This is a genomic window from Streptomyces sp. NPDC006743, assembly GCF_040703815.1.
Taxonomy (GTDB): Bacteria; Actinomycetota; Actinomycetes; order Streptomycetales; family Streptomycetaceae; genus Streptomyces.
The window spans coordinates 197790-216865 of record NZ_JBEYJA010000003.1; the positions used below are offsets into that span (position 1 = coordinate 197790).

Sequence of the window (19076 nt, forward strand, 5' to 3'; positions counted from 1 at the left end):
GGTGACCGGCTTCCCACCGCCGTCCGGGCCAGGTCCCGCCGTCCCCTGCCCCTCGTCCGCCCCGAGAGTGCGTGCACCGCGTCCCGAGGCAGAGGGGGAGGTGAGGGCAGGGCCTGGGGGCGGCAGCCGGGCACCACCGCCAAGAAGTCCGGCGGCGGACCGTCCCCCCTGTGCGGGCCGCCGCCGGACGCGCAGAGCCCGCCTCCACGGCCGGCCGGACGAAGGGACGTGACGGTCCACGTGGCCTCGCACCGCAAGCCCCGACCACGCTCACTCAGCGGCAGCACGGCCCGTACGGCCCTCACCCTCGTCCTCACGGGCGCGGCGACGGCCACGGTCTTCGACGGCACCGGACATGCCGCACCGCAGCCGGCACCCGAGCAGGTCAGGGCCCGGGTGGACCGGCTGTACCAGGAGGCGGAGGCCGCCACCGAGAAGTACGACGGCGCCCAGGAGCAGGCGGACGCTGCCGGGAAACGGCTGCGGACGCTGGGTGACGAGGCGGCGCGCGGACAGGCCCGGCTCAACGCGGCGCGTGACGCCCTGGGCTCGATCGCCGCGGAGCAGTACCGGAACGGCGGGATCGATCCCACCGTCCAGTTCCTGCTCTCCGACGATCCCCGGCACTACCTGGAAGGCGCCGAACTGGCGGAGCGGGCGGGGGCCCGCCAGACCGCGGCCGTGGCCGGGGTGCACCGGGAGCTGAGGAGGCTCGACCAGGTGCGCGGGGCGGCACGCACCGAGCTGGCCTCGCTCCGCTCACGCCAGGCGGAACTGCGGCGGCACAAGAAGACGATCAACACGAAACTGGACGAGGCCAGGCGGCTGCTGGCCCGGCTCACCCCGCCGCAGCGCCTGGCGATCGGCGAGGACCCGGCCGGGGGGCGGGCGTCCCGGTCCACGGCCGGGTCCCGGCTCACGCTCGGCGCCCCGGGACCTGATGCGGCCCCCGCGGTCCGTGCGGCCGGAGCCCCCACCTCCCGGGCGGCGGCGGCCGTCGCCTACGCCTACCAGAAGCTCGGCAGCCCCTATGTGTGGGGCGCCACCGGGCCCGACGCCTTCGACTGCTCCGGACTGGTCCAGGCGGCCTACCGCTCCGCGGGCATCGCGCTCCCCCGCACCACCTACGCCCAGATCGGCGCCGGCCGTCGGGTCTCCCGCTCCGCACTGCGCCCCGGTGACCTGGTGTTCTTCTACTCCGGGATCAGTCATGTCGGCATCTACGTGGGCAACGGGCAGATGATCCACGCCCCGAACCCGTCGGCGCCGGTCCGGCTGGCCCCCGTCGACCAGATGCCGTTCGCCGGCGCGACCCGGGTGGCGTGACGGCGGGACTTCCCGCGCCCCGCGCGCGTCAGACCAGGCGCCGCGCCGTCGCCCAGCGGGTCAGCTCGTGACGGTTGGACAGCTGCAGCTTGCGCAGCACCGCCGACACGTGGGACTCCACCGTCTTCACGGAGATGAAGAGCTGCTTGGCGATCTCCTTGTAGGCGTACCCCCGGGCGATGAGCCTCAGCACCTCACGCTCGCGCTGGGTGAGGCGGTCCAGGTCCTCGTCGACCGGCGGGGCGTCGGTGGAGGCGAACGCGTCCAGGACGAACCCGGCCAGCCGCGGGGAGAAGACGGCGTCGCCCTCCTGCACCCGGAAGATCGAGTCGACGAGGTCGGAGCCGGTGATCGTCTTCGTCACGTATCCGCGGGCCCCGCCGCGGATCACCCCGATCACGTCCTCCGCCGCGTCCGACACGGACAGCGCGAGGAAGCGGACGGGACGCTCGGTGTCCGCCATCAGCGCGGCACAGCGGCGCAGCACCTCCACCCCGCCGCCGCCCGGCAGGTGGACGTCGAGGAGGACCACCTCCGGACGGGTCTCGGTGATGACCGCGACCGCCTGGTCGACGTCCGGCGCCTCGCCGACGACCTCGACACCGGTCTCGTCGGTCCGCCCGATCTCGGCCTGGACCCCCGTACGGAACATGCGGTGGTCGTCGACGAGGACCACGCGCACGCGCCGCCCGCCCGCGCCGCCCGCGGCCCCGGCCGCCTCCGCGCTGTCCGCTGACGCCGTGCCGTTCGCCTCGGTCGGGTCGCTCATCACGTGTTCTCCGCCCTCTCCATCTCCAGCTCGACCTCCGTGCCGCCGTCCGGCACCGCGCGCAACCGGGCCGTTCCCCCGTTGCGCTCCATGCGGCCGATGATCGATTCTCTGACACCCATGCGGTCGGTGGGTATCGCGTCGAGATCGAACCCGGGCCCCCGGTCACGGACGGACACGAAGACCGTCCTGCCCTCGACTTCGGCGTACACCTGTACGGCGCCGCCCTCGCCACCGTACTTGGCGGCGTTCACCATGGCTTCCCTCGCGGCCTGCATCTGGGCGCCGACGCGCTCGTCGAGCGGGCAGTCGCCGACCACGACCACCTCTATGGGCACACCGTGCTTGTCCTCCACCTCGGCGGCGTTGCGCCTCACGGCTTCCGCCAGGGTCGCCGGCTCGTCGTCCTCGTCCTTGCCGTTGCCCTCCGGGTTGTAGAGCCAGGCGCGCAGGTCACGCTCCTGTGCGCGGGCGAGCCGGCGCACCTCGCCCGCGTTGTCCGCGTTGCGCTGGATCAGGGTCAGGGTGTGCAGCACCGAGTCGTGGACATGGGCGGCGACCTCGGCACGCTCCTGCGCACGGATGCGCATCAGCCGCTCCTCGGAGAGGTCCTGGGTCATCCGGACCAGGTACGGCCCGGCGAGCAGCGTGATGCCGACGAGGACGGCGAGTCCTGCCTGGAGGACGGAGCCGAGGTGGGCGGCGGATCCCTGCAGGACGAAGATGGCCGAGACACCCGCGGTGACCAGCAGGACGCCGGCACCGGCGCGCAGCAGCGTGAGCGTACGGCGACGGCGGCCGACCTCGACCCAGCGGGCCCGCCGCGCGTTGTCCGCCTGGCGCCAGACCAGGGCGACGCCCGCGGCGACGAGGACGGCCGGCAGGAGGTAGACCTTCGCACCGCCGCCCAGATTCACGCTGCCGACGAAGACCGACGCCACCACGACCATGAGCAGCAGGGCGACGAGCTGGCCCTTGTCCGGTCTGCGGGTGACGATCCTGCGGCGGCCGTCAGGCGACGTCTCCGTCGTGACGAGGGACGGCGGTCTCTGGCCGCCGACACCGCCGACCCCGAGGGGGACGAAGAACCAGAAGGCCGCGTACAGCAGCGCGCCGAGTCCGTCGGCCATGAACAGTCCGACGAAGACCAGCCGCACCCAGACCACGGGCAGCCCGAGATGCCCGGCGAGGCCCCGCGCCACTCCGCCGAGCCAGCGTCCGTCGCTGCTGCGGTAGAGCTTGCGCGGCGGCCGCGGGTCGTCGAGGGGCAGGGCTGCGGCTTCCGGCATGCCAACGATGGTCACATGCCCGCCGGACGGAGGCATCAGGGTCCGCCCCCGAGACTCCCCTGATCTTCCCGCCCCTTGCAGGGGCGGCCCGGGAACGGGCTCGGGGGCCGGGCGCCGGGCGGTTCGTACCGGGGGCTCCGCGCCGGCCGTCGAACGGATCCCGGGCGAGGCTCAGGGGCGAATCAGGGTTCTGCCAGGGTCTTCCCGACTGCCGCCGCGGCGGCGCGCCCGTCACCATGGACGCATGACGAATCACCAGTACGCCGCGACGGGTCCGGAACCCGGCCCCGGTCCTCGCCCGGTCCAGGGTGCGGGGCCCGGAGCCGCCGCGCCCGGCGCGAGTGCGGGTGAGGAACCGCGCCCGCGCGAGCGGACGCACCCGCGGAGTACGGAAGGACGACCGGGCGCGCAGGAACCACCGGGCGCACGCGGAGAACGGAGTACCGGCGAAGAGCCGGGCGCGGACGGACCACCGGGCACACGCGGAGAGCCTGGTAGTGGCGCGGAAGCGGGTGCGGGCGGACGACCGCGTACGAGCGGAGCATCAAGTGCAGGCGGACGACCGGAGCCGCCGGGCGGCGGGCCCGGCCCGACCGGAGGGGCGGACGTGACGGGGACAGCGGGGACGGCCGGCGGGCCGGAGGCGGGGGCCCAGGCGGGCTCCGCGACCGCCGGGAGCCCGGTAGGCACCGGGGGCGGCTCGCCGGGGTTCCGGCGGGACCGGCGGCACAAGGTGCTCGCCGGGGTCTGCTCGGGGCTCGGGCGGCGGTGCGACATGGATCCGGTGATCTTCCGGATCACCCTGGCCGTGCTCGCCGCCACGGGCGGCATAGGCCTCATCTTCTACGGGTTCGCCTGGCTCTTCCTGCCGTTCGACGACGAGGAGGAGAACGAGGTGCGCAAGCTCCTCACCGGGCGGGTGGACGGCCCCGCACTGGCCGCGGTGCTCTTCGCCCTGGTCGGCTGCGGGGTGTTCCTCTCGATGCTGACCAACGGCGACGTGCTCAGTTTCGCCGTCGTCCTCTCCCTGCTCCTCGCGGGGGCGGGGTACTGGTCGCAGCACCGCGGGTCTGCCGATCCCGACCCCCTGGCCGCCCAGGCCGCCGCCGACGCGCCGCCGGAGGCCAAGGCACCCCCGGTCCCCGCCTCCTACCCGTCCTGGTGGCGGGAGCCGATCGTCAAGGACGGCACCCACGTCGGCGGAACCGGCTACCTGTGGGGCCCGCGGGACACACGCGACCGGGACGTCGCGGCGGCCGTGAACATCAGCCGGGACGGGCGCGGAAGAGAGACCGCGCGCCCGCCCCGCCCACAACCGCCCCGGCCCCGGGGCCCTCGCTGGATCGGCGGCTGGGTCTTCCTGCTCGCCGTGGTGGCCGGCGGCCTCGGTACGCGCCTGACCTGGGGCGACCACACGCTGGGCAGCAGTCTGCAGACCGGGCTGGCCTGCGCGCTCGGCGTCTTCGGAGCGGGCCTCGCGGTCAGCGCGTTCCTCGGGAGGACCGGCGCGGGCTCGGTCCTGCTGGCCGTCGTCACAGCGGCCCTCCTCGCCGCGTCCACCGCTCTGCCCGGCAACGTCACCGCCCACTGGTCGCACGCGACCTGGAAACCGGCCGCGGTGACAGAGGTCCGCCCGAAGTACGACCTGGGCACCGGCGAAGGCACCCTCGACCTGACCCGAATACGCCCGGGACACGGCCGGACGGTGACGACGCGGGCCGACGTGGGCGTGGGACGGCTCCGGGTCGTCCTCCCGCAGGACGTGACCCTGCGGGCGAACATCGACGTGGGCGTCGGCGACATCCAGTTGCCGGGCGACGGCTCGCAGGACGTGGACGTGGCACCGGGCAGGCACCAGCAGGTCACGCTGGTGCCGGCAGCGGGCGGCAAGAGCGCGGGGACGGTCGATCTCGATCTGCACGTGGGTGTGGGACAGGCGGAGGTGAGCCGTGCTGCTTCATGAGTTCCAGCCCGGGAAGCTGGTGGCGGGCGTCTGTCTCATCGGCGCGGCCGTCGCCTACGCCGGGGACGCGGGCGGCCTCTGGAAGACGCCGTGGTTCGTGGCCGTGCCCGTCGTGGTGGGCGGCCTCTGCCTGGCGGGCGCGGTGGCGGTGGTCAACCAATCCGTACGCCGCCGCAGAACACCGCGCGGCCCGGATTTCGACCGGGCCCGCTAGGGTCTTCCGACCGGATCAGGGACCCGGCGAGCCCGGCATGATCCGGACGAGAGGTCCTAACGGTAGTTCCCGAAGCCCCGGCGGCGTCGTCGCCTCGGCAGGACGGCGTCCAGGGAGAACACGGGGGTGCCGGCGAGGACGAGGGGGATCCAGGCCATGAGGTAGGCGAGGTCGTTGCCGTAGTAGTAGGGGGTGGTGGCCCAGCTGACCGTGAGCCACAGGCTGAGGGAGATGAGCGCGCCGCCGAGCGCGGCCAGGCGGCCCAGCAGACCGAGCAGGACGCCGATGCCGACGGCGAGTTCCCCGAAGGCGATGGCGTAGCCGAAGCCCACCGGGTTCTTCAGGGCCAGGTCGACAAGGGCGGGGACGGCGGAGGAGCCGCGGACCGCGCGCATCGTGTCGCCGAGCGACCCGGGACCGGCGGCCCTCATGAAGGCACTGTCGGTGAGTTTGTCCAGGCCCGCGTAGACGAAGGTGACGCCCAGGAAGAGACGGAGAGGAAGGAGGGCGTAGCGGCCGGCGGTGTCCCGCCAGGTGCCGCGCCGGTCGAGGTACGAGGTGTGCATGTCCGTACGAAGGCTGTGAGTCATCGTTACCAGCCGCCTCTCGCCTCTCACCGCACTGCCGTTCACCCCTCGACAGACCATACGTGTGCGAGAAAGGAGTCGCTCAACCCGGCCGGACTTTTGTGCGGCGTCCGTATGGATTCGGCGTCCGGTTGGCCCCGGGCACTCACCCCTCGGTGTTCGGTCCGGTTCCCCCGGCGCCGTGCGCGCCCGGCGCCGCCCGCACGGCGACACGGCGGTCACCGCGAGGCCTCGGTCACCCGGGCGGCCCGGTCACTCCGTCACGTCGATCGCGTACCGGTTGGTCTCCACGCCCGCCGCGGTCACCAGCTGCACCTCGACGCGGCCCGGCTCCACGTCCGCCGGGACCGGCACGGTCAGCACCGTGTCCGTCGGGTTGCTGAACCCTCCGGTGACGGGCACCAGGGGCACGTGGACATGGACCGCGCCGATGCGGACCACCATCCGCGACAGCCGGTCGGCGCCCTGCGCACCCGGTGGGACGAATCCGGCGCCGCGGATCTCGATGTCGTCACCGGTGCGGACCGGTGCGTCCAGGTCGCCGGCCTCCCGGGCCCGGACCACCGAGAGGATCACCGGGCGCCCGCCCTCCGCGTACTTGCCCGCCAGGTAGGTCGCGGCGGACACCAGCGTCACCACCGCCAGCCCCCAGGGCAGGTCGGGCAGCTGATCGGGCCGTCTGGCCAGCCGCACCGCGGCGAAGACCAGGGCGACGGCGTTGATCAGGACGTACTGGATGTCCGCGAAGGCGCCGCGTCCCGCGTCGTCGGTCAGCAGGTCGGCCGAGCGCGGCCGGTCCGCCCGCACCTTCTGCAGCCGCTGGCCCAGGACCCGCAGTCCGACCACCCGCCGTACCAGCACGGCGATCCCGCACACCACGGCGAGCACGGTGACCGCACCGGCGCCCCGGGCGAGTTCCAGGCCCGAGATGAGGGCATCGCGTTCCGCGTGGTCGGAGGCGGCCGCCAGCTGGCCCACCAGCACCAGCACCGCGTACGCCACGAACAGCACCCACGACGCGGCGACCGAACGAGAGGTGGAGAGTCTGTTGTCCTCACCGATGACCGGGGCCAGCGCGCCGCCGCGCGCCCGGTGGAACCAGGAGGCGGCCGTCAGCGCCGCGGCCACGGTCACCGCCGCCAGCAGGCCCGCCGTGCGGGCGCTGCTCCAGCCCGCTCCGATCGCGGTGAGCGCCTGCACCAGAAGCAGTACGACCACCGCGGCCCACACCGTGTACGCCGTCCAGCGCCACAGCCGTACCAGCCATGCGTCGCCCTCGGCCCGGCGGCGGGCGGCGACGAGTTCGGCGGACTGCGTCAGCTCCTCCGACACCCACTGCCGGGAGGCCGACACGGAGTGGGCCACGGCCGCCGGCAGCCCCTGCCCCGCGGCGAACTCGTCCCGTTTGAGGAGGAACGCGGCCACGGCCTGCCGGTGTCCCGCACGCGCCCCGTGCGGACAGTCCCCGCAGGTGCAGCCGCCCGCGTGGGCGTGCGCCCCCGAACCCGCGCCGTCTCTCGCTTCCTGCACCGCCACGCCCGACGCCCGCCTTCCCCGGAACCCGCAGCCGCCCTGCGGACAACACCCCTACGCCGACTGCGCATTGTGCCCTACACCACGCCGTGCGCGTCCGCGTGGTCTGGTCAGGGCGGGTGAAGTCCGGACCACCGTGTTGACCCGGTGGGGGCGGCCGGCGGACGGCCGGGATCGTCCGGCGGGAGGCGGCCCGGGCATCGGACGGCGGTGCGGTGGGGATCGTGCCGGTGCCGCGGCGGCGGAGGCGGCGGAGGCGGCGGCGGCGGCGGTGTCAGTCCAGCAGGTCGGGTTCGCTGCGGCAGACGGCCTGCCACAGGGGCTGGTAGCTGATCCAGGCCACCAGGTCGCCGCCGAGCTGTTCGCGGGTGGACACCGCGGCCCTGTGGTCGATGAGGACCGGCCGGCCGGCGGCGCGGGCGGTCAGCTGCACCTGGGCGGAGCGTTCCATCGACAGGAACCACCAGGCGGCCGCGTCCACCGAGCCACCGACGGTGAGCAGTCCGTGGTTGCGCAGTACCAGCGCCTTGCGGGAGCCCAGCACCGCCGCGATCCGGCGGCCCTCCTCCGCGTCGACGACGACGCCGGTGTAGGCGTCGTAGAGGGCGTGGTCCTCGTAGAAGGCGCAGCTCTCCTGGGTGAGGGGGTCGAGCAGTTCGCCGAGGGCGGCCAGGGCCCGGCCGTGCACGGAGTGGCAGTGGGCGACGGCGACGACGTCCGGGCGGGCCGCGTGCACCTGGGCGTGCACGGTGAACGCCGCCTGGTTGACGTGATAGCGCCCCTCGACGACCTGGCCGTCCTGGTTGGCGAGGACGAGGTCGCTCACGGTGACGTGCCGGAAGGGCACTCCGAAGGGATTGACCCAGAAGCAGTCGCTGAACTCGGGGTCGCGGGCGGTGATGTGTCCCGAGACGCCGTCCTCGAAGCCGTACCGGCCGAAGACCCGCAGGGCGCCCGCGAGCCGTTCCTTGCGGTGCCGGCGTTCGTCCTCGACCGACTCGTGTCTCGGCGGCATGGCGAAGCGCAGCGTGTCGGTGGGCAGGGGTGGGGGCGGTGTGGGGCCGCGGCCGTGCATGGGGTCCTCCGGCGGGTGATCGGCGTACGGGCGGAAGGTACCCGTGGGCGTCCGGGAAGGGCAGCGCCGGTGCGTGAAGATGCGGTGCTCCCCGCCGGACCTCTCCCATACCCGACAAGAGGTGTCCGGTTTCCGCGCCACACTCACCGGCATGGCGACGAACTGGGCGGCTTTCGCCGCGACGGAACCCGGACTGGCCGGCCTGGCCGAGAAGCGTTTCGGTGCCTTCCGGCACCATGTGCTCGTCACGCTGCGCGCGGACGGCTCGCCCCGCACCAGCGGCCTGGAGGTGCGCTTCCTGGGCGGCGAGCTGTGGCTCGGCATGATGCAGGACTCGCTGAAGGCGCGCGACCTGCGGCGGGACGCGAGGTTCGTGCTCCAGTCGAATCCCGGGTCCGGCACCGGGATGGAGGAGGGCGACGTGCGGATCGGCGGCCGGGCGGTCGAGGTGACGGACCCGGAGGCGAAGGGCGCGTACGTGAAAGAGGTGGAACCGCCGCAGCCGTTCCACCTCTTCCGCACCGAGCTGACGGAGGTCGTGCGGACCTTCGTCGAGGACGACCGGTATCTGGTCGTCCAGGTCTGGCGGCCCGGAGCGCCGGTGCGTGCGCTCAGGCGGACCTGATCCCTACCGGGTGGGGGTCACTCCCACTCGATGGTGCCCGGCGGCTTGCTCGTCACGTCGAGGACGACGCGGTTGACGTCGCTGACCTCGTTGGTGATCCGGGTGGAGATCCGGGCGAGCACGTCGTAGGGCAGCCGCGACCAGTCGGCGGTCATCGCGTCCTCGCTGGAGACCGGGCGCAGCACGATCGGATGGCCGTAGGTGCGGCCGTCGCCCTGGACGCCGACACTGCGGACGTCCGCGAGCAGGACCACGGGGCACTGCCAGATGTCCCGGTCGAGACCGGCCGCGGTCAGTTCCTCGCGGGCGATGGCGTCGGCCTCGCGCAGCAGGTCGAGCCGTTCCTTGGTGACCTCGCCGACGATGCGGATGCCGAGGCCGGGGCCGGGGAAGGGCTGGCGCTGGACGATCTCCTCCGGCAGGCCCAGCTCCTGGCCGACCATGCGGACCTCGTCCTTGAACAGCTTGCGCAGCGGCTCGATGAGCTGGAACTCCAGGTCCTCGGGCAGGCCGCCGACGTTGTGGTGCGACTTGATGTTGGCGGTGCCGGTGCCGCCGCCGGACTCCACGACGTCCGGGTAGAGCGTGCCCTGGACCAGGAACTCGACGGCCGGGCCCTCGTCCGCGATGATCTCGGCCTGGGCCTGCTCGAAGACCCGGATGAACTCGCGGCCGATGATCTTCCGCTTCTCCTCGGGGTCCGAGACGCCCTTGAGTGCGGTGAGGAAGCGCTCCTCGGCGTCGACGACCTTCAGCTGGACGCCGGTCGCGGCCACGAAGTCCTTCTCGACCTGCTCGGTCTCGCCCTTGCGCATCAGACCGTGGTCGACGTAGACGCAGGTCAGCTGGGAGCCGATGGCCTTCTGGACGAGGGCGGCGGCGACCGCGGAGTCCACCCCGCCGGACAGGCCGCAGATGGCGCGCTTGTCGCCGACCTGCTCGCGGATGGCGGCGACCTGCTCCTCGATCACGTTCCCGGTGGTCCAGGAGGGGGTGAGACCGGCGCCGCGGTACAGGAAGTGCTCCAGCACCTGCTGGCCGTGCGTCGAGTGCATGACCTCGGGGTGGTACTGGACGCCGTAGAGCTTCTTCTCGTCGTTCTCGAAGGCGGCGACCGGGACGACGTCCGTGGCGGCCGTGACGGTGAAGCCCTCGGGGGCGGCGGAGCAGGCGTCGCCGTGCGACATCCACACGGCCTGCTCGTCCGGGGTGCCCTCGAAGAGGGTGGAGGAGGGCTTGGAGACGGCGAGCGAGGTGCGGCCGTACTCGCGCGCTCCGGAGTTGTCGACGGTGCCGCCGAGGACCTGCGCCATCAGCTGGAAGCCGTAGCACATGCCGAAGACGGGGACGCCGGCCTCGAACAGCTCGCGGTCCAGGCGGGGCGCGCCCTCTTCGTACACCGACGAGGGTCCGCCGGAGAGGATGATCGCCGCCGGGTTCTTGGCGAGCATGTCCGCCACCGGCATGGTGCTCGGCACGATCTCGCTGTAGACCCGGGCCTCGCGGACGCGACGGGCGATGAGCTGGGCGTACTGCGCGCCGAAGTCGACGACCAGGACGGTGTCGGGGGCGGCGGCAGCGGGAGTCGCTGATGACACGGGGTGCCTTCCGGCGGTTCGGGCGGGTCGTTGTACCTGCGATTCTACCGAGACGGCGGCGGGACCCGCCCCGTGCTCCGGGCCGCCGGCCCCGCGCGGCCCGTCTCAGCATCCGAACCGCCTTGGACGACCGCGTCCGCCGCGGCATACTGGGAGCATGCTCACGTACGCGACGACCTTCGTCTTTACCTATGGCACCCGGCCCGCCGGCTGCCATGGTCGTGCTGCTTGAGCTACTGACAAGCGACTTCCCAGGCGCCCCGGGCCGACAAGGCCCGGGGCGCCTGTCGTTCTCCCGGTCCTTGCCGCTCCGGGGCTCCGCACCCGCCTTCCAGTGAGGAGCCCGGCGAGATGACCGCCAGCGCAGCAGAGAAGACCGGTACGACCGTCACCGCGGCCGAGAGGACCGGCGCGCGTACCGACGAGGCCGTGGGCGTCATCACCGACGCCCGAGAACGCATCGACGCGCTCGACGACCGGATCATGGGTCTGGTCCAGGAACGGATGGCCGTGTCCGCCGTGGTCCAGGAGGCCCGGATCGGTTCGGGCGGCCGACGGGTGAACCTCTCCCGCGAGATGGAGATCCTCGGCCGCTACCGGGACGCCCTCGGCAAGCCGGGCACGGCACTGGCGATGACCCTGCTGGAGCTGTGCCGGGGCAAGATCTGACCGCTCGGGATCTCTCACCCGTACGGTGCGTTACCGCGGCGGGCGCCGCCTCGTTGGTCGGGGTGGCCGTGCCAGCCAGGGACGGACCGAGAGGACCACGCGTGGCTCTCCGGAGCGGTGAGACGTGCGGATCGTGCCGCGCGTCGTGGGACCCCGCTCCGGGGAAGTGACCGGACGGCAGGGGACAGCAGCCCGGTCACCAGGTGACGGCCGGCTCCGGGGACGCCCGGGGCCGGCCGCCCCCGCTCCACGCGACCGGCCCCACCCCCTGCCCGGCAGGCTGTTTCCGCCCACCCGGGCTGTCCGCCCGGTCCCGCCGGACCGGCCGTCCCCGCACCTCGCGACCGGCCCCGCCCCCGTTCCTCCGGGCCGGCCGCGCCCGCTCCGCGTGGCGGGCTGTCCCGCTCCTCCAGGGCGGCCGCGCCCACCCCACTCCGCGACCGGCCGTCCACCCGGCCGTCCGTGCTCACCGCACCCGGACCCGGCCGGCCGCGCACCCCCGCCGCACCGCCTGTGACGCAGGACACATAAGGATCCTGTGAAACACCGCACAACCATTCACGTGAGCCCCGGGTCACACCAGCGGAACCCACGGCCACACCCGCGTCCCATCGCGGGGGCCTCCGCAACCTCCGTGCTGCGTCCACCGCAGCACGCCGGACTCCCCGAGGTCTACATGAAGCTTCGCCGCGCCCTGGCAGCCGCCGCCGCGACGACCGCTATAGCCCCGCTGGCGCTGCTGTCGGCACCCGCCGCCTTCGCCGAGGAACCGACCGCCCCGACGTCCGCGTCCGCGTCCGCCTCCTCCGAGTCCACTGCGCCCAGCGCCCCGGAGTCGGCACCGGCCGGCAGCACGCCCGAGTCCACCCCGCCGTCCAGCCCGGCGGAGACCGCCCCGTCGACCGGCGCCACCGGCTCGGCCTCGCCGTCCGCCTCCGCGTCCGCCTCGGCATCGGCCTCCGCTTCCGCTTCCGCTTCCGCACCGGCCTCCGCCTCGCCGAGCCAGTCCGCCGAACCCTCGGACGAGCCGACGCCCTGCACCGAGGACGACGTGGACCCCGACTCCCAGCTGACGATCTCGGTCTCCGGTCTGCCGGGCAAGATCGTCGCGGGCAGCGGCTGGCACGCCTTCAAGCTCACCGCCGCCAACCACAGCGACAGCTCCCTGGGCATGGTGCAGTGGCTCGCCCTCATCGACAACGACTCGATGAGCGAGAACGAGAAGGACTGGCTGAGCACCTACGCGCTGCTCGAGTACCTCAACCCCACGACCAAGAAGTGGGAGTCCCTCACGGACGAGATCGGGGGCGGCATCTACTTCGGTGAGACGCCGCTCGGCCCGAAGCAGACGGTCGACATCCAGCTGCGGGTGAACATCACCGCGAAGGCGCCCGTGGGCGACGGCTACACCGTGGGCCTGGGCGGATACGTCGACCAGGAGAAGAACTGCGTCCACAGCGCGTTCGACTACTACACGTTCACCGTGCTCAAGCCCGGCAGCACCAACGACAACCCCGGGGACGCCAAGCCGCAGGACGGTGACAAGCCCTCCGGCGGCAAGCGTCCGCAGGGCGGGGCCGAGGAGATCCCGCCCACCGGCAGCCTCGCCGAGACGGGTTCCAGCTCGATGGTGCCGACCATCGGTCTCGTCGGCGGCCTCGCGGTCGTGGTCGGAGCCGGCGCGCTGGTCGCGGTGCGGCGCCGCAAGGGCGGTGCCGGAGCGTAGGGCGGTCCGTCGCCCGGCAGAACGGGAAGGACCTGCGCCAGGAGGGGGGCGCAGGTCCTTCTTCACTTCTTCTTCGGCGGTACCGCCGGTATGCCGAGGAACGGCAGGCGCAGGGCGCCGAACGCGTCCGCCGGGACCACCGGGTCACGGGGCTCCACCGGCTCGAGCCGCTCGTAGGCCGCGCCCTGTGCCGGGCGCGGGTCCGTCTCGCCCTTGTTCGGCCAGTACGACATCGCCCGCTCGGCCTGCGCGGTGATGGTCAGGGACGGGTTCACGCCGAGGTTCGCGGAGACCGCAGCACCGTCGACGACGGAGATGCCGGGATGGCCGTAGAGGCGGTGGTACGGGTCGATGACGCCGGTCTCGGGCGAGTCGCCGATCGGGCAGCCGCCGAGGAAGTGCGCGGTGAGCGGGGTGCCCATCAGCTCGCCCACGTTGGACCCGGCGAAGCCGTTGATCTCGGCGGCGAGCGCGGAGGCTCCCTCGGTGGCTGCCCTGATCTGCTTGGGGTTGGGTGAGCCGTGGCCCTGGCGGGCGGTGAGCAGGCCCTTGCCGACGCCGTCCGCCTTCAGGTACGTCGTCAGGGAGTTGTCCAGGGACTGCATCACCAGGCCGATGATGGTGCGCTCCGACCAGCGGCGGTTGGACAGGGAGCGCAGGACCAGCATCGGATGGCGGGCTGCGTTGGCCAGCCAGGCCGCGACCCGGGACCCGCCGTCCGTGAACGGCACCTGGAGGATGGACAGTGAGCCCATCGAGTTGGATCCCCTGCCGTAACGGACCGGCTCGATGTGGGTGTTCTCGTCCGGGTGGACGGAGGAGGTGATGGCGACGCCGCGGGTGAAGTCGGCCCGGGGCCGCCCGGTCGCCGCGCGGTAGCGCCGGTCGTCGGTCTGCGCTCCCACCAGCGCCTCGGAGTTGGTGCGGGTCAGCTCACCGAGCCGGTCGGACAGGTGCGGCAGCTGCCGGCCGGCCTTCATGCGGTGCAGCAGGGTCTGCGTGCCGTAGGTGCCGGCGGCCAGGACCACCCGGCGGGCGGTGTAGATCCGTCCCGCGCCCTTCTTCCTGTCGTGCGTCGGCAGGGTGGCGACCGCGTATCCGCCGCGCGAGTCGTCGGTGACCGAGACGACCGTCGTCATGGGGTGGACCACCGCGCCCGCCTTCTCGGCCAGGTACAGGTAGTTCTCGTTCAGGGTGTTCTTCGCCCCGTGCCGGCAGCCCGTCATGCACTCGCCGCACTCGGTGCAGGCCTTGCGGGCCGGTCCGGCGCCGCCGAAGTACGGGTCGGCGACCTGTCGGCCCGGCTGGGCCTTCGCCGTGCCGTCGGCGTCCTTCCCGTCCCCGAAGAACACCCCGACCGGCGCCATGTGGAAGGTGTCCCCGACGCCCATGCGCTGCGCCGCGGCCTTCAGGTGCACGTCGGAGGGGGTCATCGTCGGGTTCAGCCGGACGCCGAGCATGCGCCTGGCCTGGTCGTAGTAGGGGGCGAGTTCGTCCTGCCAGTCGGTGATGTGCCGCCACTGGGGGTCGTCGAAGAAGGGCTTCGGCGGCACGTAGAGGGTGTTGGCGTAGTTGAGGGAGCCGCCGCCGACCCCCGCGCCGGCCAGCACCATGACGTTGCCCAGCAGGTGGATGCGCTGGATGCCGTACATGCCGAGCCTGGGCGCCCACAGGTAGTTCTTCAGGTCCCAGGAGTTCTTCGGCAGGCTCTCGCGGGTGAAGCGGCGGCCCGCCTCCAGGACGCCGACGCGGTAGCCCTTCTCGGTCAGGCGCAGCGCGGTGACGGAGCCGCCGAAGCCGGAGCCCACGACGATGACGTCGTAGTCGTAGCCGTCTTGAGACACGTGCCTTCTCCCCTTTGTGTGCGCGCTTTCGGACGTGCTCCGCGGGCCGGCTGCGGCGGGGCGCGGCTCCCCGCGCCCCGGAAGCGGCTACTTCAGCCGCAGTGCCTTCATCGCCCGCAGGCTCCGGCTCATGAACGCGGCGTACTTCTCGTCGTCCATGCCGAGCGACGGGGCCATGGGCAGCAGCCGCTGGTGGGCGATGGTCTGGGCCTCGGTGTACTTGAGGATGCCCTCGGAGCCGTGCCGGCGGCCGAGACCGGAGTCCTTCATGCCGCCCATGGGCGACTGGACGCTGCCGTAGGCGGGCGCGTACCCCTCGTTCAGGTTGACCGTGCCGGTGCGCAGGCGGGTGGCGATCTCGCGGCCCCGGCGGGCGTCCTTGGTCCACACCGACGAGTTCAGGCCGTACGGCGTGGCGTTGGCGCGTTCGACCGCCTCGTCGTCGCTCGCGAAGCGGTAGACGGAGACGACCGGGCCGAAGGTCTCCTCCGCGCACACCGCCATGGGGTCCTCGACGCCGTCGAGGACGGTCGGTTCGAAGAAGTACGGACCGATGTCCGGGCGGGCGACGCCGCCGGCCAGCACCCGGGCGCCCTTGGCGACGGCCTCCTCCACGTGCCGGGTGACGGTCTTCAGCTGGCGCTCTCCGACGAGGGAGCCCATGTCGGCGCCGTAGGCGAGCGAGGTGCCCAGCCGCATCGCCTTCGTGCGGGCGGTGAAGCGCTCCAGGAACGCGTCGGCGACGGCCTCGTGGACGTACAGCCGCTCGATGGAGATGCACAGTTGCCCGGCGGAGGAGAAGCAGGCGCGGACCGCGCCGGCCGCCGCCTTGTCGAGGTCGGCGTCCTCCAGGACGAGCATGGCGTTCTTGCCGCCGAGTTCGAGGGAGACGCCGACCAGGCGGGCCGCGGCGCCCTGGGCGACCTCGCGGCCGGTGCGGGTGGAGCCGGTGAAGGAGACGTAGTCGGCGTGCTGGACGACCGCGGGGCCGACCACCGGGCCCTCACCGATGACGACCTGGAAGACCTCGGCGGGCAGCCCCGCCTCGATGAGCAGGTCCCGGGCCCACAGGGCGGTCAGGCAGGTCTCCGTGTCCGGCTTCATCACGACCGCGTTGCCCGCGACGAAGGCGGGCAGCGCGTCACCGACCGACAGCTCCAGCGGGTAGTTCCAGGGGGCGATCTGGCCGACGACACCGCGCGGATGGCGCAGTTCGGTCACCTTCGTCAGGGCCGGGACGGCGCCGGTGTGCCGCCTGGGCTTCAAGTACGCCGCGGCGCGGCGGCCGTAGTGCCGGGCGGCGACGGCGACGGCCTGCACCTCCTCGTGCGCGTGCAGGCGCGCCTTGCCGGTCTCGAGCTGGATCAGGTCGAGGACCTCGGCCTGCCGGGCGAGCACCAGGTCGTGGAAGCGGAGCAGGACGGCGGCACGCTGCCGTACCGGCGTCCGCGCCCAGACGTCCTGCGCGGCCCGGGCGCGCTCGAAGGCGAGGGCCACGTCCTCGGGGGTGGACTCGGGCAGGTCGGCCAGCTTCTCACCGGTGAACGGGGTGTGGTTGGCGGTCCGGCCGTATCCGGCGACCCCCTTCGTGAGCCGGGCGACCAGCTCGGGCGTCACCACGTCGGCGGCGGTACGGGCGCCCGCGGGGGCGGGGGCCAGAGGATTCGTGCCGGTCTGTGCCGGGGCCTGCGCGTCCGTCATGCAGCGCAGCGTATGACGTGTCCCGGACTTTGTGTACCCGTCGGTAACGGGGATTCACCGAGTGCACACACGGCGCCAGCGATCACTGGCAACGAATGCGCTGATCAGGGGGTCCTTTCATGGATCACGCGCCCCCGCCGCGCATCCGCCGCCGGACGAGGGCACGGCGGGCGCGGGGCGGGGGCGCGGGGCGGGCGTGCGGGTACGTGCCCGCCGCTCAGGCGGGCCTGAAGGTGCCGACGGCGACGTCGAAGTGCTCCCGGGCCTCCCGCACCTTGCCGACCGGCGCCGACAGCCACACGTCGTACATCCGCCCGTCCTGCTCCCAGCACAGGTCGTAGGTGTGCCGGGCGCCCTCCGCCGCGCTGAAGCCGTTCCAGGTGAACTCCCAGAGGGCGGCGGGGTGTCCGTCGTGCGTGGTGGCGGTGACCTGCCCGTCGTGGTAGCCGGGGTTGGTGCGCGGTCCGGCGGCGTCGGCGCGGCGCATCACCGCGAGCGGGCCGCCGCCTTCCGGGGCGGCCGCCTTGATGCCGAGGCGGAAGACCTGGCCCGGTGACAGGTAGAAGGTCCGCACGCCCTGCGGCGAGCGCGTGAAGCCGTCCGGTACGGCCACCGAGAAGCCGGCCGGGTCCTGCGCCAGGTGGTAGCCGGAGGGCGCGGCGGGACCACCGGCGGCGCCCGCCCCGGCCGGCGCGGTGGAGGACGGGCCGAGGGGCGCGGTGGAGGACGGACGGCCCGACGCGGCCGGCGACCGGGGCGCCGCCGGGGAGCCGGTCCCGGCCGACGCTCCCGCGGACGTGGCCGCCGGGCCGCCGCCCGGGGCACTCGGGCCGCGCCCCGGTGCCGAACTGGCCGGCGTACCGGAGCCCTTCGGGCCGCCGTTCATCAGCAGCGTCGCCGCCGAGACCCCCGCTCCGGCCGTCGCGGCCACCAGCAGCGCGGCGATCAGCAGGCCCCGGGTGGAGAGCCGGGCGGGCGGCTGCGCGGCGCCGGTGTCCGGGACGGGCGCCCCGGAGAACAGAGGGGGCGCAGGCGTGGCGGGGGCCCCCGAGATCGCAGGTGTCCCCTGCGTCCCGGGCATCGCGGGCGCGAGGGCGGCTTCGGCGGGCCCGGTCCGCCCGCCGAAGCCGGTCCGCCCGCCCCGGCCGGCCGGCCCGGCGAACCAGCGGGGGCGCAGCGGCCGGACCGACCGGTACCGCCCCGGCACCGGGTGCGTCGGCCCGGGCACGTGGCTCCGGGCCGGCGTCCACCGGTCCGACGGCTGGGGCGTACGGCCCGAGTCGAGGAAGGCGCGCAGCATCCGCTCCGCCTCCGCGCTCTCCAGCCGCCGTCGCGGGTCGCGTTCGAGCAGCCCGCGGACGACGGGCAGGATCGGCCCGGCCTGCGCGGGCGGCCGGATCTCGTCGGAGACGACCGCGTGCAGGATCCCGCCCAGCGAGTCGCGCCGGAAGGGCGACTCACCGCTCAGCGCCGTGCACAGCAGCGCGCCCAGCGACCAGAGGTCGGACTGCGGGCCGGTACCGGCGCCGGACATCCGTTCGGGCGCGGTGTACTCCGGGGAACCGACGAAGGACCCGCTCTCGGTGAGCGTGGGGGCGCCCGACACCTGCGCGATGCCGAAGTCGGTGAGGACGGCCCGGCCGGTGCCGGACTCCAGCAGGACGTTCGCGGGTTTGATGTCGCGGTGCAGCACCCCGGCCGCGTGCGCCGCGCGCAGAGCGCCCAGCAGGGCGATCCCGACGCGGGCGGCCCCGGCGGCGTCCAGCGGCCCGTCCGCGGCGATCCGGTCGGCGAGCGAGCCGCCCTCGATCAGCTCCATGACGATGTAGGGCCGTCCGTCCTGCTCCACGATGTCGTGGACCACGATGACGTGGGGGTGCCGCAACTGGGCGACCGCGCGCGCCTCGCGCAGCGTGCGGTCGCGCAGGTGGCGGGCCTCCTGTGCGGACAGCGTCTCGTCGAACGGGAGTTCCTTGACCGCGACCCGCCGTCCCAGCAGCTGGTCGGTCGCCCGCCACACGACGCCCATGCCGCCGCGCCCGATCCGTTCCTGAAGGCGGTAACGGCCCGCGATCACACGGCAGTCGGCCCCCTCGGTCCCCATGCGCCCCATGATGCCGCATCGGACGGCCCGGTTCCGGGGCGCCGACCGGCCAA

The 19076-nt window shown here is 73.6% G+C and carries 16 protein-coding genes; 6 read left to right on the forward strand and 10 right to left on the reverse strand.

Going from position 1 to position 19076, the window contains the following annotated elements; translation table 11 throughout:
- Positions 1-240 precede the first annotated feature (240 nt).
- Positions 241-1326 (forward strand): NlpC/P60 family protein, encoded by a 1086-nt coding sequence (locus ABZ719_RS03975; protein ID WP_366723761.1) that lies wholly within the window; start codon positions 241-243, stop codon positions 1324-1326.
- Positions 1327-1354: 28 nt separating this feature from the next.
- Here the strand turns inward: ABZ719_RS03975 and ABZ719_RS03980 are convergent, their stop codons facing one another.
- Together ABZ719_RS03980 and ABZ719_RS03985 are read right to left on the reverse strand one after the other, a co-directional pair.
- Entirely contained in the window at positions 1355-2095 is a 741-nt protein-coding gene (locus tag ABZ719_RS03980; protein WP_366723655.1) for a response regulator transcription factor, read from the reverse strand.
- Positions 2095-3384, reverse strand: coding sequence for a PspC domain-containing protein (locus ABZ719_RS03985; RefSeq protein ID WP_366723656.1), 1290 nt, complete (start codon positions 3382-3384; stop codon positions 2095-2097). The genes ABZ719_RS03980 and ABZ719_RS03985 overlap by 1 nt, the downstream gene beginning before the upstream one ends.
- 607 nt (positions 3385-3991) lie before the next feature.
- Between ABZ719_RS03985 and ABZ719_RS03990 the strand changes: the two genes are divergently transcribed.
- Together ABZ719_RS03990 and ABZ719_RS03995 are read left to right on the forward strand one after the other, a co-directional pair.
- Positions 3992-5347, forward strand: coding sequence for a PspC domain-containing protein (locus ABZ719_RS03990; protein ID WP_366723657.1), 1356 nt, complete (start codon positions 3992-3994; stop codon positions 5345-5347).
- Entirely contained in the window at positions 5334-5561 is a 228-nt protein-coding gene (locus tag ABZ719_RS03995) for a hypothetical protein (RefSeq protein ID WP_366723658.1), read from the forward strand. The genes ABZ719_RS03990 and ABZ719_RS03995 overlap by 14 nt, the downstream gene beginning before the upstream one ends.
- 56 nt (positions 5562-5617) lie before the next feature.
- Here ABZ719_RS03995 and ABZ719_RS04000 read toward each other — a convergent pair whose 3' ends face one another.
- The 3 genes from ABZ719_RS04000 to ABZ719_RS04010 form a co-directional block, all read right to left on the reverse strand.
- Positions 5618-6151, reverse strand: a complete 534-nt coding sequence (locus ABZ719_RS04000) for a DoxX family membrane protein (protein WP_366723659.1) — start codon at positions 6149-6151, stop codon at positions 5618-5620.
- Positions 6152-6400: 249 nt separating this feature from the next.
- Positions 6401-7684, reverse strand: coding sequence for a hypothetical protein (locus ABZ719_RS04005; protein WP_366723660.1), 1284 nt, complete (start codon positions 7682-7684; stop codon positions 6401-6403).
- Positions 7685-7955: 271 nt separating this feature from the next.
- The gene (locus ABZ719_RS04010; protein ID WP_366723661.1) at positions 7956-8756 is read right to left on the reverse strand and encodes a class II aldolase/adducin family protein; all 801 of its coding nucleotides are present in this window, start codon (positions 8754-8756) and stop codon (positions 7956-7958) included.
- A gap of 151 nt (positions 8757-8907) precedes the next feature.
- Here ABZ719_RS04010 and ABZ719_RS04015 point away from each other — a divergent pair, with 151 nt between their 5' ends.
- On the forward strand, positions 8908-9381 hold the full coding sequence (locus ABZ719_RS04015) for a pyridoxamine 5'-phosphate oxidase family protein (RefSeq protein ID WP_366723662.1): 474 nt from the start codon (positions 8908-8910) through the stop codon (positions 9379-9381).
- 17 nt (positions 9382-9398) lie between these two features.
- Here the strand turns inward: ABZ719_RS04015 and guaA are convergent, their stop codons facing one another.
- Positions 9399-10979, reverse strand: a complete 1581-nt coding sequence (guaA, locus tag ABZ719_RS04020) for a glutamine-hydrolyzing GMP synthase (protein WP_366723663.1) — start codon at positions 10977-10979, stop codon at positions 9399-9401.
- A 351-nt stretch (positions 10980-11330) separates the two neighbouring features.
- Between guaA and ABZ719_RS04025 the strand changes: the two genes are divergently transcribed.
- Positions 11331-11648, forward strand: a complete 318-nt coding sequence (locus ABZ719_RS04025; protein WP_366723664.1) for a chorismate mutase — start codon at positions 11331-11333, stop codon at positions 11646-11648.
- Between the two features lie 672 nt (positions 11649-12320).
- On the opposite strand, the gene ABZ719_RS04030 is transcribed toward ABZ719_RS04025, so the two are convergent.
- The gene (locus ABZ719_RS04030; protein ID WP_366723665.1) at positions 12321-12689 is read right to left on the reverse strand and encodes a hypothetical protein; all 369 of its coding nucleotides are present in this window, start codon (positions 12687-12689) and stop codon (positions 12321-12323) included.
- A 10-nt stretch (positions 12690-12699) separates the two neighbouring features.
- On the opposite strand from ABZ719_RS04030, the gene ABZ719_RS04035 reads away from it, so the two are divergent.
- Entirely contained in the window at positions 12700-13374 is a 675-nt protein-coding gene (locus tag ABZ719_RS04035) for an LAETG motif-containing sortase-dependent surface protein (protein ID WP_366723666.1), read from the forward strand.
- Between the two features lie 62 nt (positions 13375-13436).
- Here ABZ719_RS04035 and ABZ719_RS04040 read toward each other — a convergent pair whose 3' ends face one another.
- The 3 genes from ABZ719_RS04040 to ABZ719_RS04050 form a co-directional block, all read right to left on the reverse strand.
- Entirely contained in the window at positions 13437-15218 is a 1782-nt protein-coding gene (locus tag ABZ719_RS04040; protein WP_366723667.1) for a GMC family oxidoreductase, read from the reverse strand.
- Positions 15219-15305: 87 nt separating this feature from the next.
- Positions 15306-16919 (reverse strand): succinic semialdehyde dehydrogenase, encoded by a 1614-nt coding sequence (locus ABZ719_RS04045; protein ID WP_366723668.1) that lies wholly within the window; start codon positions 16917-16919, stop codon positions 15306-15308.
- 217 nt (positions 16920-17136) lie between these two features.
- Complete coding sequence (locus tag ABZ719_RS04050; RefSeq protein ID WP_366723669.1) at positions 17137-19023, reverse strand: protein kinase; 1887 nt, start codon at positions 19021-19023, stop codon at positions 17137-17139.
- Between the last annotated feature and the right edge of the window lie 53 nt (positions 19024-19076).

Coding starts and splice junctions, on each gene's coding strand:
- ABZ719_RS03980 (WP_366723655.1), bottom strand. CDS start 2,095: ATGAGCGACCCGACCGAGGCGAACGGCACGGCGTCAGCGGACAGCGCG.
- ABZ719_RS03985 (WP_366723656.1), bottom strand. CDS start 3,384: ATGCCGGAAGCCGCAGCCCTGCCCCTCGACGACCCGCGGCCGCCGCGC.
- ABZ719_RS04000 (WP_366723659.1), bottom strand. CDS start 6,151: ATGACTCACAGCCTTCGTACGGACATGCACACCTCGTACCTCGACCGG.
- ABZ719_RS04010 (WP_366723661.1), bottom strand. CDS start 8,756: ATGCACGGCCGCGGCCCCACACCGCCCCCACCCCTGCCCACCGACACG.
- ABZ719_RS04015 (WP_366723662.1), top strand. CDS start 8,908: ATGGCGACGAACTGGGCGGCTTTCGCCGCGACGGAACCCGGACTGGCC.
- ABZ719_RS04025 (WP_366723664.1), top strand. CDS start 11,331: ATGACCGCCAGCGCAGCAGAGAAGACCGGTACGACCGTCACCGCGGCC.
- ABZ719_RS04045 (WP_366723668.1), bottom strand. CDS start 16,919: ATGACGGACGCGCAGGCCCCGGCACAGACCGGCACGAATCCTCTGGCC.
- ABZ719_RS04050 (WP_366723669.1), bottom strand. CDS start 19,023: ATGGGGACCGAGGGGGCCGACTGCCGTGTGATCGCGGGCCGTTACCGC.